This is a genomic window from Paenibacillus sp. NRS-1781 (assembly GCF_050467745.1).
In the GTDB taxonomy this organism is placed as follows: Bacteria; Bacillota; Bacilli; order Paenibacillales; family Paenibacillaceae; genus Paenibacillus; species Paenibacillus terrae_A.
In genome coordinates, this window is the sequence record NZ_JBITPI010000033.1 from 142,148 (window position 1) to 157,820 (window position 15,673).

General features: G+C 49.0%; 9 protein-coding genes. All 9 read left to right on the top strand.

Annotated features, from left to right (window positions below; all coding sequences use genetic code 11):
• Window positions 1–155: 155 nt before the first annotated feature.
• The 9 genes from ACIFO6_RS12865 (at window position 156) to ACIFO6_RS12905 (ending at window position 15,111) form a co-directional block, all read left to right on the top strand.
• Window positions 156–347 (top strand): LacI family DNA-binding transcriptional regulator, encoded by a 192-nt coding sequence (locus ACIFO6_RS12865; protein WP_430041024.1) that lies wholly within the window; start codon window positions 156–158, stop codon window positions 345–347.
• Complete coding sequence (locus tag ACIFO6_RS12870; protein ID WP_430041025.1) at window positions 319–2,040, top strand: sensor histidine kinase; 1,722 nt, start codon at window positions 319–321, stop codon at window positions 2,038–2,040. The genes ACIFO6_RS12865 and ACIFO6_RS12870 overlap by 29 nt, the downstream gene beginning before the upstream one ends.
• A gap of 86 nt (window positions 2,041–2,126) precedes the next feature.
• Window positions 2,127–3,725, top strand: coding sequence for a response regulator (locus ACIFO6_RS12875; RefSeq protein ID WP_430041026.1), 1,599 nt, complete (start codon window positions 2,127–2,129; stop codon window positions 3,723–3,725).
• A 304-nt stretch (window positions 3,726–4,029) separates the two neighbouring features.
• Window positions 4,030–4,950 carry an ABC transporter permease gene (locus ACIFO6_RS12880; RefSeq protein ID WP_430041027.1) on the top strand — a complete coding sequence of 307 codons (921 nt, stop codon included), beginning with the start codon at window positions 4,030–4,032 and terminating at the stop codon, window positions 4,948–4,950.
• An 18-nt stretch (window positions 4,951–4,968) separates the two neighbouring features.
• A complete protein-coding gene (locus tag ACIFO6_RS12885; protein WP_430041028.1) occupies window positions 4,969–5,889 on the top strand; it encodes a carbohydrate ABC transporter permease in 921 nt (306 codons plus the stop codon).
• A 76-nt stretch (window positions 5,890–5,965) separates the two neighbouring features.
• Window positions 5,966–7,495 carry an ABC transporter substrate-binding protein gene (locus tag ACIFO6_RS12890; protein ID WP_430041029.1) on the top strand — a complete coding sequence of 510 codons (1,530 nt, stop codon included), beginning with the start codon at window positions 5,966–5,968 and terminating at the stop codon, window positions 7,493–7,495.
• Window positions 7,496–7,741: 246 nt separating this feature from the next.
• Window positions 7,742–9,472 carry a glycosyl hydrolase 53 family protein gene (locus ACIFO6_RS12895; protein ID WP_430041030.1) on the top strand — a complete coding sequence of 577 codons (1,731 nt, stop codon included), beginning with the start codon at window positions 7,742–7,744 and terminating at the stop codon, window positions 9,470–9,472.
• A 419-nt stretch (window positions 9,473–9,891) separates the two neighbouring features.
• A complete protein-coding gene (locus tag ACIFO6_RS12900; RefSeq protein WP_430041031.1) occupies window positions 9,892–12,906 on the top strand; it encodes a glycoside hydrolase family 2 TIM barrel-domain containing protein in 3,015 nt (1,004 codons plus the stop codon).
• A 132-nt stretch (window positions 12,907–13,038) separates the two neighbouring features.
• Window positions 13,039–15,111 carry a beta-galactosidase gene (locus ACIFO6_RS12905; RefSeq protein ID WP_430041032.1) on the top strand — a complete coding sequence of 691 codons (2,073 nt, stop codon included), beginning with the start codon at window positions 13,039–13,041 and terminating at the stop codon, window positions 15,109–15,111.
• Window positions 15,112–15,673: the final 562 nt, after the last annotated feature.

Genomic DNA, 15,673 nt, shown 5'->3' on the forward strand with positions numbered 1-15,673 from the left:
AGGTGTAATAAAATGAGAATAGGTGGAATTGAATCAGGAGGCACGAAATTCATAAGCGGGCTAGGTAATGAAACCGTAGTAAAAAAGCGCTTTCAAAAATGAAACGTTTCCAACTTCGTGTTATTATAATTCTCATAAGAGAGATGGGGGGTTAAATGCCAAGTATTAAAGTTGTAGCTGGCGTAGCTGTGGGAACGGTGTCCCGCATTATAAACAACTCGAGTTCTGTAAAAGCAGGTACACGCAAAAAAATGGAGAAATCTTATTCGAGCATGGCGGTATTTATTATTAGAACGAGGATGGGAAAGGAACTTACCGGTGAAATCATATGTACCTTTTACCTATAAAATGATGATCCCCTACTTGCTGCTAGTGTTGCTTACGGACGTGTTGATCGGCTATATTTCGTATTCGATGCTTGTTCAATCGCGGACGGAGATGGCTGAGACGAATATTCGGACCGGTATGGAGCAGACAAGGAACAATATCCTTTACCAGATGGACGAAATCCAGCGCATGTCCGATACGCTGTTCGGCAGCTTGGCGTTCCAGCACGCCATTCAGAAAAGGGGAGATCCGCTGGACATTTACTGGACGATGCTGGACGAGATCATCCCGCAGATGACAGCGCCGCTGCAGTTATCTGGGAACGATATTCGTATTATGCTTTACACACTGAATAGCGATTTGAACATTGTGAGTGGCGATAACCTCGCGGAGCCGATCAAGCAAAACGATTATTATATCCTGCCGTTCGGTGAGATTTCTCAGACCGAGTGGTTTCGTTCGCTTCAAGCCACGGAACGGGACAACATCTGGCTGCAAATCGATACCGACAGTAAAATTGGTAATATATCACATTTTTGCCGTTTGTTATCGTATGCCGATTATAAGACTGAAATCGGCTATGTGCGTATTACCGTGTCACTCGAAGACCTGTTGGGCGATTTCGTGGCCTTTCCGCTCGAAGAAGGGATTACGCTGCGTCTGGTTGACCGTTCCACCGGCATATCGCTTTACCAGCGAGGAATGGCCGAACAAGGCGCCTCGCGCGAAGCATATCTAAGCCTGCTGGAAGAGATCCCGGGTACTGATTTCGTGATCGAGACGCTGGTGCCCAATTCGTACTTGTCGAAGGATGCGGGTAGGCTTCAGCGAATCATTATCACTGTATGCGCCATTAGCTTTGGTGTCATGGCCTTCATTGGCTATATCGTCGCCCGCCTTTCCGGGCGTAGGATGTCGAGGATCGTCAGCCTTGTTCGTTCGTTCCAGGAAGGGGATTTTCTGAAGCGGATACAATTCTCAGGCAATGACGAGTTTGTACAAATCGCCGATGCGTTCAACGTGATGGCCAGTAGTATCCAAAAATTGATTGATAGCGTCTATGTCGAAGGCATCCAAAAGAAACAAGCTGAGCTGGAGGCCTTGCAAGCGCAGATCAACCCTCACTTCCTCTATAACACGCTGTCGACGATCGGAAGCTTGGCGAATCTCGGAGAGACGGACAAGGTGACGGAGATGGTGCAAGGGCTCTCTCGTTTTTACCGTCTCACCCTTAACCAAGGCCGTGTCTGCATTGAACTGGAGAAAGAGCTGGAACAAGTGACGACCTATCTTGCGATCCAACGGGTAAAATATGCGGACGCTTTTACGGTGCATGTCGATGTCGAGCCCGATATTTTGCAGGTGCCGGTCATTAAGCTGATCCTGCAACCCTTTGTGGAGAACATCTTTAAGCACGCTTGGTTCGGAGATTCTATCGCGATTGTGATTAAGGCATGTCGTATTGGTGATCTTATCGAGCTGAAGGTCATTGACAACGGCATTGGTATGAAACCCCATACGTTGGAGCGATTGCTAAACAACTCGAGGCAAGAGGGCGGTTACGGTGTCAAAAACGTCGACGAGCGCATCAAGCTGTTATACGGAGATCCTTCCGGCGTCCAGATCGCAAGCATTTATGGAGGAGGAACGACGGTGCGAATTCTGCTCCCGGCTTGGTATCAGGATGGGCCGGGCGGCGAACCACGGCAGTAACCGTGAATTTGTATCCGTTTTCATTGAAGACCGCCATGTTGTTCTTCGGGGGTAAAAGATATGATACATTTAGGTATAATGCGTAAATGAGTAAAACGACCGGAGGCATGGATATGAGTGTTAACCTGTTGCTAGTTGATGATGAAGTGGTCGATCTCGAATGGCTGCGTCGACGTGTTCTCGAGAGTGGGCTGAATGTCCACGTGGCGGGCACTGCCCATAGCGGTTTTCAGGCATTGAAGCTCATGGAATCTGAACCGATCGACTTGATCTTATCGGATATTCGAATGCCGATCATGACGGGAACCGAATTTGCCCGGAAGGCGAAAACAATCCATCCGAAGGTTAAAATCGTATTTATTAGTGGCCACGAGGATTTCGGCTACGCCAAGGAAGCGATTGAGATCAATGCTTCAGGGTATTTGCTGAAGCCGGTCGAAGACCAAGAACTATTCCGCATGCTGACGGAGCAGGTCACGCAAATCGAGCAAGAACTGGAGCAGGATCGTTCCTTTACGGAAACCCTGTCGCTCGTGAACGAAGAGCTACTCCTGCGGTGGTTCGAGGAACGAACGCCCGCGCCAGCCACATCGCACGTTAGCAGTGTGCTTGCGCATTATTTGGAGAAGGGGGCGTCTGTGGCGCTCGTGGAAATAGATGACTTAGAATGGAAGATGCGAAGCCTTCCGCCGGAAGAGCAACGCGCAGAGACTCGAAAGATCACCCGTACGATCAATACATTTGCAGCGGACGTCAAGCTTGGTACCGTCATCGAGGGGCAGGGAAACCGACTCGCGATTCTTGCGGCCATGCCGGAGTCTCGGTTCAATAGCCTGCTTAAGGAGCTTGTCGAGCATGTGAATCGAAGCACTTCTCGCACGGTTACGATCGGCGTCGGTCGTTATGCTTCCAACGAGACGGAACTCCACGAGTCTTTTCGACAGGCGCTGGCGGCGCTTGGTGCCAAATGGCTGCTCGGCAAAAATCGAATCATTCAAGGAGTGATTGAGGCACATCCTCAAAATACGTCGAGCAAGTTCATGGAAGAGAAGGTCAATCGAATGCTAGAAGCCATCTTGGAATACGATCTGGTCACAATCGACGACTGTTTAATAGAGTTGCTTCAACAGGACATGACACTGACTGGCAAGGAAGGCGTGTACGCGCTTATCATACGTATGACGTCCAAGCTGCATGCCGATCTTCAGCAGCGAAAAGAAAATTTATACGAACTGCTGGAATGGGAATTACGCCAACCTGACGTACTGTTTCAATTCGAGACGGTGCATGACATTCTGTCTTGGCTTCGCAGAGGATTCTTCGAGTTGTCTGAGATGCTGTACATCAAGGGACAAAGGCAGATGCGCAAACTAATTGAAGAAATTATGCAATACGTGGAGAATAACCTGGAGAAGAAAATTACGCTTAAGGAAGTCGCAGCGCATTTAGATTTTACTGCGAACTATTTGGGTCAGTTATTCAAAGAGGAGACGGGCACGCATTTCAGCGATTACTTGATCGGCCTAAAGACGGATCGTGTGTGTGAGCTGCTCAAAGACCCGACGAAGAAAATTTATGAAATCGCTGATCAGATGGGCTATAAGAATATAATTTATTTCAACCGGAATTTCAAGCAAGCAATGGGCATGACGCCGGGTGAATACCGCAAGAAGCACAAAATTTAATAGCTATATGTGTGATTGAGGTCCCGGTCGATTCATACCGAGGGCCTTTTTTTCTATGCCTGACCGATGAACTCACTGACCTTATTTTAAATGTTTATTTAGTTAATTATGCTTCTTTTAAAATCTCTGTTGTTTAATTCCAGCCGGCCTTGTTAATCAATGGGTCAGTGTGGTTTGTTATGGAGGAAAAAGGTACGGTTCGTCAGATCGGTGAAAAAGTATGGTTTTTTGTTGCTTGGCTAAATTTTCAAGGCCTATAACGCTCGCCTATAATGGGGACAAGAGGAGAGAGGAGAGGGAGCATGTGAACCTGCATGGATTTTGGAGCGATGTCAGAAAGTATAAAACCCTGCTACTGATGCTCACGCCAGGTGTACTTTTTATTTTTCTATTCGCCTACGTGCCTATGGCGGGAATCGTATTGGCGTTCAAGCAATTCAACTTTGACGGCGGTGTATTCGGGAGCCCCTGGAACGGTTTCGATAATTTCCGGTTTCTTTTTGAGTCAGGTGACGCCTGGCGCGTAACACGCAACACCGCGCTTTACAATATCGCGTTCATCGTCGTGAACAACGTAGTGCAAATCTTTGCCGCGATCCTGCTGTTTGAGGTGGGGGGGAAGTGGTTTCGAAAGTTGACTCAAACGGTGTTTTTCCTGCCTTACTTCATCTCGTGGGTTGTTGTCGGCGCCATTGCATTCAACTTATTTAGCTACGACTTCGGGTTTATTAACGGGACGTTGAGGATGCTGGGTATGGAGTCGATCGATATTTACAATACCCCCGCGTATTGGCCGTTCATTCTGATCATCGCATCCACATGGAAGGCGTTCGGTTACGGGACGATTATGTATCTGGCTACCATCACGAGCATCGATACCGAGATGTATGAGGCGGCGGAAATGGATGGAGCCAACGTCTTCCAACGAATCCTGAAGATTACCGTGCCGAACCTGTATCCAACAATGATTATCCTGGTGTTGCTGGCGATCGGCAATATTTTTCGTGGTGATTTCGGGATGTTCTACAACATGGTCGGCAACAACGGTCTCTTATTCTCAAATACGGATGTCATTGATACGTTTGTCTTCCGCCTGCTGATGACCTCAAATGAGATTGGCATGTCGGCCGCAGCTGGTTTCTACCAATCGTTGCTTGGCTTCGTGACCATCATGATCGCCAACTACGCGGTTCGTAAATACGATAAAGACCGTGCATTATTCTAAGAGAAGGAGGGAATGCCCATGTCTGCGATAAATACGAGCCAAGCGGTAGGCAGAAGACGCGTGTCTGCCGATCGTGTATTGCTCAATATCATCGGTTACATCTCGCTTACTATTCTGGGTTTGTTCTGCATCTTGCCCTTTATTTTGATCGTGTCCTCCTCGTTGACAGAGGAGAAGAGCATTATTGAGAATGGCTTTCAGTTGTTCCCGACGGCCTTCTCGACCGAGGCGTATAGCATTCTGTTCAAATATCCCTCACAGATGATCCAGGCTTACGTCGTCACGATCGGGGTGACCGCCGTCGGGACGCTGGTCGGGCTGTTTTTGACCGCAATGACGGCCTATGTTCTGGCTAGGAAGGATTTCAAATGGCGAGGAACCTTCTCGTTCTACTTCTTTTTTACGACATTGTTCAACGGTGGGCTTGTCCCCTGGTATTTGCTCGTCGTTGAATACTTGCACCTAAAGGATACTTTTCTGGTATTGATTCTGCCCTTATTGATGAATGTGTTTTACATCATTGTCATGAAGACGTTCATGAGCAATATCCCGGAAGCGATTACAGAATCCGCTAAAATCGACGGAGCGGGCGATTTCAGGATCTTTATGGAGCTGATCATCCCTTTGTCGAAGCCGGCGCTGGCAACCATAGGATTGTTCATCGCGCTTGGTTACTGGAACGATTGGTATAACCCGCTGCTCTTTATTTCGAAAGAGAATTTGATGCCGTTGCAATACTATCTTTATCGCATGCTTGGGAATATGGACGGTATGCGCAAGGCGATGATGGCCTCAGGGGCGGTCGTCAAATTAAGTATCCCGACCGAAAGCTTGAAAATGGCGATGACTATTGTAGCGACAGGACCCATCCTAATCGCGTATCCGTTCATTCAGCGTTTTTTCGTTAAAGGCTTGACTGTCGGTTCAGTGAAAGGATGATCTCAGGGCAACTTGGTAATCCATAGCATGTCTGTTCATATCAATGCCAATAACTGAAATAAGGGGAGTATGGATCATGAAACACAAGAAGGGTAATGCCATGTTGCTTCTTGCCATCGTGCTATTGCTTAGTACGCTACTTAGCGCATGTGGTGGTAACAACGGAAATTCGGGGGACGGGAACGGTACAGACGACGCGAACGACGGCACGGTTAAACTGAAAATGCTGCTGCTGGGCGCCAAGCCAGCGGATTACGACGAAGTGTTCGGTGAGGTGAACAAACTGCTGAAGAAGAAGATCAACACGACAGTTGAAGCCGAATTCCTCGACTGGTCCGATTGGTCGCAGAAATATCCACTCAGGTTCGCAGCGAAAGATGATTTCGACTTGGTGTTCACGGCGAACTGGGCATTTTATTCCAATCAGTCGCTGAATGGTGGCTTCTACGAACTGACCGACGACCTGCTGAAATCCAATGCACCTATGACATGGAAAGCGATGCCGAAGCTCTCTTGGGAGCAGGCGAAGATTAAGGGCAAGCTGTACATGGTGCCGAACAACAACCAAGAAATTATGGACAAAGTTTTGCTGGTTCGTGAGGACTTACGCAAGAAGTACAATCTTGAGCCAGTCACCAGTCCCGAGACGTTTGCCGACTACGCGAAGATGATTGCGAAGAACGAAAAAGGGATGAGCGGCTTCACTGCAGCGGCGGGCGGTGGATATAAATGGAACGAATTGGATAATGTGCTGCTTGAGCAGTATAACGAATGGAAACTCGTAGATCCGAACATCCCGTTCGCTTATAAGCTTGATGATGCAACAGGAAAAGCTTTTAACGTTTATGATACGCCCGAATTCAAAAAGTTGCTCATTTATTATAAAGACTTGGCTGATAACGGTGGTTGGTCCAAGAATGTTGTCAACAGCAAGAACGACGTTTGGCAAGAAATGAAGGCCGGCAAGGCCGCATCGTACAAGCGCAATCTCGGAACTTTGGGCTTCGATTTAGCAGAGGCTCGTCGTGAGCTTCCTGATGTCGACATGGCTATTGCCGATCTCACCCCGAATCAGAAGAAAACGGCTTCCATCTCGACGCAGAATGGCATGGCGATCCATGCGACATCCAAGCATGTAGAGCGTTCCCTAATGGTGATCGACCTATTGCAGAACGACAAGCAAATTCATGATTTGACGATGTACGGCATCGCAGGCAAGCACTACGAGCCGGTCGGCGACGACAAGTTTAAAGCAGGCGCGAGCCAAGCGAATTACACTGGTTTCTCCTACTGGGGGTGGAATTCTGCACTCAATCGGACGGATGCTTCCTATCCTCAGGAAGCGACGAATATGGAAGCTGACTGGAAGAAGAAAGTTTATCACTATCCGCTTGAGACGTTTGTGTTCGACGACCAGAAGGTAAAGAATGAAATAGCTAGCATCGGCAACGTGATGTTACGATACGGCGTCCCGCTAGAGTACGGCCTGATTCCGGATTTGGAGAAGGGTCAAGCCGAGCTAGTCAAGCAACTTAAAGTTGCGGGTATCGACAAAGTACAGGCGGAACTACAAAGCCAGATTGATGCCTTCTTGGCAGGGAAATAACGTAAAGAGGGAGTCACTCCCTCTTTCTTTTTTTAACGAAAGTCGAAAGGGATAGATATCTTGTTTGTGGACGAAAGCGGAGCAGCTTGAGTGGATCAGGTTGCGGGTTTGGAACTACCCAAATCGGCGGATTCTGAAATTTTATGCGGATGATCCAGTTGGCGTGGACGAGATGTGATCTATAAAGGTTTGTGAAAGCGCTTCAATTCAGATATATTGATGCAATTAAAACTAGGAGGTAGTACATTGATCAATAGAATAATTGCTATGATTCTTACGTTTGCTATGATTATATCCATGACAGCTTTTATCTTACCGACAAAAGTAAACGCTTCATCTATCTCTAACTCGTTTGCCAAAGGCGCAGATATCAGCTGGCTGCCACAATTAGAGGCCCTGGGTTATAAATTCTATAATGATAATGGGGAGGAGCAAGATCTTCTTCAGATTTTAAAGGATCACGGAATTGATTCCATAAGAATACGGGCTTTTGTTGATCCTTCTGATGATCCTTCCAATGGTCATTGCAGTACAGAAGAAGTAGTTGCATTAGCATCTCGTGTAAGCGCCTTGGGATTTAGAGTTATGATTGATTTACACTACAGTGATACTTGGGCTGACCCGGGAAAACAGATAATACCTAAAGCATGGGCCAACGATAATTTAGATCAATTAAAAGTACATGTATCGGAATACACTTCTGAGGTGATGAAGGCTCTAAAAGTAGCAGGCGTAACACCAGAGTGGGTACAAATCGGGAATGAAATAAATAATGGAATGATGCATCCGTTGGGGGGGTATAGCAATACGTCCAACCTCGTTCAACTGATTCAAGCCGGATCGAGCGCAGCCAGAGCGGTTTTTCCTGGGATTAAGGTTATCATCCATAGAGCAGACGGAGCAGAAAATGGCGTTGAAAAGTTTTATGACGGTCTGGTTGCAGCCGGTCTTAAAGATAACGATTATGATATCATCGGCTTATCTTATTATCCAGATTCGGTCTTTACTTCCTCAATTCATGAATTAACTGAAAATATGAATAAACTCGCAGAAAAATATGGGAAGGAAGTCATGATTGTTGAAGTCGGAGGGGAAGTTGCCAAGGATGCTGATAGCGTTTATAACATGCTTGTAAATGTTCAAAATAAATTACATGCAATTCCGAACGATTTGGGAACAGGTATATTTTATTGGGCACCTGAGGGGAATTATTTTGGGTATCCTAAATCTGCATGGGACCCGGACGGCACGCCCTCATTGGCATTAGATGCATTTATTGACGGTGCTGTTGAAAATAACCGGTTTCCTGTGCAATCTTTGGCTCTGGATAAGCATACCGAAACGATTGAAGTAGGTGCTGCTAGTAAGCTAAATGCTATTATCAATCCTGCTAATGCAACCTATAAAGGAATTACTTTTACGAGCTCAAATCCTGATATTGTAAAGGCACATTCTTATAATGGGACAATTTCCGGACTTTCTGTTGGGAAAGCGACTATATCGGTGGTTTCATATGATGGGAGTTTTGCTGACTCTTCCGAAGTTACTGTTGTGCCAAGCACAAATTTGATTCAAAATCCCGGCTTTGAGATGGGTTTAAAACCGTGGAAGGTTACTGGGGATACAGACGCAGTTAGTACAGATATTGACGTACACTCCGGCACATTAGCATTACACTATTGGAGACCAACAGCCACAGAATTCAGAGTTTCCCAAACTGTCACAGGGATTAAAAATGGCACCTATCAATTATCTGCTTGGGTCTACGGCGGAGGAGAAGAAGAGATATCCGAGATTTTTGCTGGAGATAAGAGGCAAATATTTACAAATGCTGGTAAATGGTCTAATCCAACAATAGATAATATTGTAGTTACAGATGGAACTTTGACTATTGGCGCCCATCTAAAATTTTCCGGTGGGCAGTGGGGAAACATTGACGACTTCAAACTGATTAAGAAAGCCGAAGCTGTAAAGTAATAGGAGCCTCTTCTTTCCTTTTGACTCACACAAATACTAATTCGAAAGGGATTTCTCACGAGGAAGAGGCACAAGATTTGAATAGCTGTATGTGTGAGCGAACCCCGGTTGAATCATGAACGGGGTTCGCTGTTTTTTTGTTCTGAGGGAAAATACATGGTTCGACAGATCGGTGAAAAAGTATGGGTTATTGTTGCTAGGCTAAATTCTCGAGACCCATTACGCTAGCCTATAATGGATATATAGCGGAGAGAGTAGAGGGAGAGCATGAATGAAACCCTGCTTCTAATGCTCACGCTGACGCCTATCGCGATCGTGTATCAGATGTTTCCGCTGGGTTTTCCGTCGCAAGTATGGATTATAAGGATAGAAGCGTGGACGAGTGGTGAGCGTTAAAGGATGAAAGGGAGTGGAGGATCATGGTTAAGATCAAGACGTATTGGGAGGACTTGGGTGTAAGGCAAATCAATCGCGAGGAATCCAGGGCGTATTTTATTCCATATGGGGATACGCGGCGGGCGATGGAGGGGAAGCGAGGGCAATCTCCCTTTTATCAAACGCTGAACGGCAGCTGGAAATTCCGCTATCATGCCAGTGTACAGGGGGTTGAAAACGGGTTTTATGAGGAAAGGGTGGATGTCGACGGATGGGACGATCTTCTCGTACCTTCCTGCTGGCAAGTGAACGGATACGACCAGCTGCATTATACGAACATCCACTATCCTTTTCCGTATAATCCGCCGTATGTGCCGGACGACAATCCGGCGGGCGTCTATGTCAGGGATTTCAATGTGCCGGTTAGCTGGGAGGAGAAGAAGCCGTTCATCGTGTTCGAGGGAGTGAACGCTTGTTTTTACCTATGGGTCAACGGCCAGTTTGTCGGCTACAGTCAGGGAAGCCGGATGCCGGCGGAATTCGATCTGACAGGCGTCTTGCGAACGGGATCGAACCGGGTTACTGTCATGGTCTTAAAGTGGTGTGATGGTTCGTATATAGAGGATCAGGACGTTTGGCGATTTTCGGGTATTTTCCGGGACGTCTATTTGCTCGCACGCGATTCGCATTACATTCGGGATGTCTACAACAAGCAAGAGTTAGCAACTGATTTCAGCTGGGCCGTGCTGCGCTGCGAAATCGAGACGATTGGCCCTGTTGGCGTAAAAGCGGAACTACTTGACAAGGACGGTAAGCAGGTCGGCTTCCAATCGGCGGCGATCGACGGGAAGGGTATACTAGCGTTCCATGTCGAAGCGCCGGTACTGTGGAATGCGGAATGTCCTTATTTGTACCAGTTACTCGTATACTCCGGACAAGAAGTCCTCCGATTCCGCGTCGGCTTCCGAAAAATCGAAATCAAGGACGGAGTATTTCGAATTAACGGACAGGCCATCAAGCTAAAGGGGGTCAATCGGCATGACTCCCATCCCGAGCTGGGACAGACCATTCCCGTTCCCCACATGGTTCAAGACCTTGTCTTAATGAAGCGGCATAACATCAACACGATTCGTGCTTCACATTATCCCAACGACTCGAAATTTTTGGAGCTTTGTGACGAATACGGATTTTACGTCATCGACGAGGCGGACTTGGAATGCCATGGGGTGCTGCCCGCGACGGGAACCTACCATGCCTTGACGAAGAATCCAGCCTGGCGGGACAGCTTTCTCGAACGCGCGGAACGGATGATCGAACGGGATAAAAACCACCCGTCCGTCATCATTTGGTCGATGGGGAACGAATCTGGTTTCGACGCCAATCATATCGCGATGGCGGAGTGGGCGAAGGTGCGCGATCCATCTCGTCCGATTCACTACGAAGGCGCCGCACCGCGCCATCAAGGCAGCACCGAAACGGGTTGTTTGGACATGGATAGCCATATGTACGAATCGATCAAGTATATTGAGAATTATGCAAAGGACGAAACGGCTACGATGCCGCTCTTCTTATGCGAATATAGCCATGCGATGGGCAATGGCCCCGGGGATTTGAAGGATTACTGGGACGTCATATATAAATACCCGAAGCTGATGGGTGGCTGCGTCTGGGAATGGTGCGATCACGGGATTGTGACGCGAACGGAGGACGGCACACCTTTCTTCGGCTACGGAGGCGACTTCGGGGATCAGCCTAATGACGGAAATTTCTGCATTGACGGACTCGTGTCGCCGGACCGCGTGCCGCATACCGGTCTGCTCGAGCTGAAGCAAGTGATCGCTCCAATTCGAGTGGAGGCCAAGGCGCTTGCGGAAGGAAAGCTCGATGTTACGAACCTCTACGACTTCATCGACTTGTCCCACGTCAGCTTCCATTGGAAGGTCGAGAAGGACGGCCAAGTCGCGGGGCAAGGCCTGCTCGAAGGGCTGTCGACGAAGCCGCACACAACGGAAACGATATCGCTCCCGGTATGCTGGCCTAAGGAAGCGGAAAGCCGTTATTTCCTGACGATCTCATACCGATTGAACCGCGAGACGTCATGGGCCGGCCTGGGACACGAAATTGCGTTCGAGCAATTCGAGCTACCTGTCATCCAGAAAAAAGTAGACGTCGTTGCCGTTGACCGGCCTGAAATCTCGGCGCGGGAAGAGGATGGAAGGCTGACGATCCAAGGCTTCGATTTCGTCCATCACTTCGATTTATGCAAGGGAGCATTCACGGAGATTTCTCGGCACGGCGTGCCGCTTATCCAAGAACCGGTTGCCTTCTCCGTATGGCGTGCGCCGACGGATAACGACCGCTTTGTGAAAGAGAAGTGGCTTGAGGCCGGATTTGATCGGGCGGTCACGAAGGTGTATCGCGTGGATTGGAAGCAGGAGGAAGTCGGTTCGGTTACCATTCAAGTCTCCTTCTCATTGGGCGGCTATAGCGTACCGACCATTCTCTCAGGAAACGCCGAATGGACAGTGTTGGCGACGGGAGAAATCGTGCTGTGCGTAAAAGCGAACGTGAAGGAGGACCTGTTGTATTTGCCTCGCTTCGGCCTTCAGCTCACGATGCCTGCCGGCATGGAGGAAGTTGAATACTTCGGACTCGGCCCGCACGAGAGCTATATGGACAAACGCCGAAGCGTGAAGAAGGGGCATTACCTGACGACAGTCGATGAGATGTTCGTTCCTTACATTAAACCGCAAGAAAACGGCTCACGGTTCGGAACGGAGTGGGTCACGGTATCCAATGCACTAGGCATGGGCCTTCGTTTCGAAGGGGATGAGACCTTCTCGTTCAATGCGGGACATTATGGCATAGACGATCTTGCGGCTGCGGGGCACCTCCATGAGCTTGCCAAGCGCAAGGAAACGTTTATCCATCTCGATTACAAGATGAGTGGGATTGGATCGAACTCTTGTGGTCCGGAGCTGCTCCAGCCATACCGTCTGGATGAAAAGGAAATTGAATTCGGTTTGCGCATCATCCCGGTGTTTAAAGCAGATGAATAGCTATGCCTGCCCAGCAGCACAAATACGATAAGTTCAAACGGATTCATTCAATTCCAAGATTTAGCTGCATTTTTGCAGGTAGATGCCCGATTTTGTCCATAATATACCATAAAACAAGGAGAGATAGACGCTATGAAGAACACACAAGTATTCCCACCCGTCAGCGACAAGCTTCCCGTCATGATGCACGGCGCCGATTACAATCCAGATCAATGGCTTCGTTATCCGGAGGTGCTCGAGGAAGATATCCGTCTGATGAAGCTTTCCGGCTGCAACGTCATGTCGATCGGCATATTCGCATGGGCCGCGCTCGAACCGACGGAAGGTACGTTTACCTTCGATTGGCTGGACCAACTGCTCGAGCGCTTCGAAGCGAACGGTATTTATGCTTGGCTGGCGACGCCTAGCGGCGCACGTCCGGCTTGGATGTCAGAAAAGTATCCGGAGGTTCGGCGGGTCGAAGCGAATCGCGTCCGCAACCTGCACGGCATGCGTCACAATCACTGCTATACATCACCGGTTTACCGCGAGAAGACCTTCATCATCAACCGGAAGCTGGCGGAGCGTTACGGCGACCATCCAGCGGTCGTAGGCTGGCATATTTCCAACGAATTCGGCGGCGATTGTCATTGCGACTATTGCCAAGACGCCTTCCGGGCATGGTTGAAAAATAAATACGGCACGCTTGAGGCGTTAAACCATGCGTGGTGGTCGACGTTCTGGGCGCATACGTACAACGATTGGGGACAGATCGAATCACCTGCTCCGCACGGCGAATGCGCAGTACATGGCCAGAATCTCGACTGGCGCCGCTTTGTGACGGACCAAACGATTGATTTCTGCCGGTACGAAATCGAAGCGATACGGAAAGCAGGGTCAGCGTTGCCAGTCACAACCAACATGCATATGTTCGAGGGTTTGGACTACCGTAAATTCGGAGATTTACTCGACGTCATTTCCTGGGACGCTTACCCGACTTGGCATGAGCATCAAGATGACGCCGAACTGGGAGCATTCGTCGCGTTCTATCACGACCTGTATCGTTCTATCAAGGGGCGGCCGTTCCTGCTGATGGAAAGTACGCCGAGCCTGACCAACTGGCAGCCAGTCAGCAAGCTAAAGCAGCCGGGCATGCACAAACTGTCCTCGTTGCAAGCTGTGGCGCACGGCTCGGATTCCGTCCAATACTTCCAATGGCGCAAAAGCCGCGGCTCCAGCGAGAAATTCCACGGCGCGGTCGTGGATCATGTCGGTCACGAGCATACGCGAGTCTTCCGCGATGTCACGGAGCTTAGCCAGACGCTGGCGGGATTGGTTGAGGTCGTTGGGACTTCGACGCCCGCGCAAGCGGCAATCTTGTTCGATTGGGATAACCGTTGGGCAATCAAGGATGCACAAGGGCCGCGCAACTCGGGTCTCCATTACGAAGAGACTGTGTACGCTCAGCACCGCGCGTTATGGTCTCACGGCGTGCCAACCGACGTCATCGGCTCCGAGGACGACTTTGCGCCGTACAAGCTGATCGTCGCGCCCATGCTATATTTGTGCCGGGAGGAAACCGGGAAGAAGCTAGAACTTTTCGTCGAGAATGGGGGAACGCTGGTCGTAACGTACTGGTCCGGCATCGTCGATGAGCATGATCTTTGCCACCTCGGGGGTTTCCCGGGACCGCTACGCAACACGCTTGGTATTTGGGCGGAGGAGATCGAAGGCTTGTACAACGATGATCGCAACGGCGTTGTATTGGCGGCAGACAATCCGCTCGGGCTGGCTGGAACATTTGAATCGCATGAACTTTGCGAGCTGATCCATACGGAGGGTGCGGAAGTGCTTGGCGTCTACACAGACAGTTTCTATGCAGGCCGTCCCGCGCTGACGGTGAACCGACTGGGCAAAGGCCGGGCCTATTACATGGCGACCCGCCTCAAGGACGATTTCCTGGACGCATTCTATGACCTATTGGCTAAAGAGGCTGGCCTGGAGCGGGTAATCGATACAAAGCTTCCTCATGGTGTTACGGCGCAGGCGCGGACGAACGGAACGGACGACTTCGTGTTTATTCAGAATTTCGGAGGCACGCCGCAGCGCGTCGAATTGGATGGCCGGTCCTACACGGATATGGAAACCGGCGAAGCGGTGGACAATGCCCTTGAGCTTGGTGCAAACGGCATTCGCTTGTTGAAGCGGCAAGCGAAATCCTGGTAATAAGGGGAGGCAACAAGTATGATGCAAATGATCAATGTAAAGAACATCCTGTGAAGTATACATTAAACACTACGTTTGAAACAAATTGAACAAAAATGATGAATGCTACAATGAATTTGTTGCAAACTTTCACATTACCCTTGCCAAGGCGGATCTATATCAGAAAGTTTTGATTTGCTAGAACCATGGTAGGACAAAACCGTATTACATGCATTAAAGACATGGTCAGTGAAGTGATGCTCAAGCATGGGGAGCGGTTCCGATCTATGAGTATACTGCTGAGACTCTTGGTGTTTTGGTGGCAGCTCCTGAGGGAAGTGAGCTCCTTATCCATCCCAGAATCTGTAGACTTAGTCGGGCTTCTGGATGCGTATTGACTGCAAGGGGGCGTGTCGATGTGGAAGGGCATATTGAAAACTCAGGTTATCATTTTTCTGCTAAATGGCCGGAGGATGTCCTGTACACCTTTCAACTGCCAGACGGACAAAGTGAGTCTGGAGGGGGTTACACTACAGTGATTGAAATGTCGACTGTTCTGGCTCTAGTACAGCATCAGTCTTTA

Excerpts from the sequence above, each read along its gene's own strand:
- ACIFO6_RS12890 (WP_430041029.1), top strand. The coding sequence starts at position 5,966 with ATGAAACACAAGAAGGGTAATGCCATGTTGCTTCTTGCCATCGTGCTA.
- ACIFO6_RS12885 (WP_430041028.1), top strand. The coding sequence starts at position 4,969 with ATGTCTGCGATAAATACGAGCCAAGCGGTAGGCAGAAGACGCGTGTCT.
- ACIFO6_RS12900 (WP_430041031.1), top strand. The coding sequence starts at position 9,892 with ATGGTTAAGATCAAGACGTATTGGGAGGACTTGGGTGTAAGGCAAATC.
- ACIFO6_RS12905 (WP_430041032.1), top strand. The coding sequence starts at position 13,039 with ATGAAGAACACACAAGTATTCCCACCCGTCAGCGACAAGCTTCCCGTC.
- ACIFO6_RS12865 (WP_430041024.1), top strand. The coding sequence starts at position 156 with ATGCCAAGTATTAAAGTTGTAGCTGGCGTAGCTGTGGGAACGGTGTCC.
- ACIFO6_RS12875 (WP_430041026.1), top strand. The coding sequence starts at position 2,127 with ATGAGTAAAACGACCGGAGGCATGGATATGAGTGTTAACCTGTTGCTA.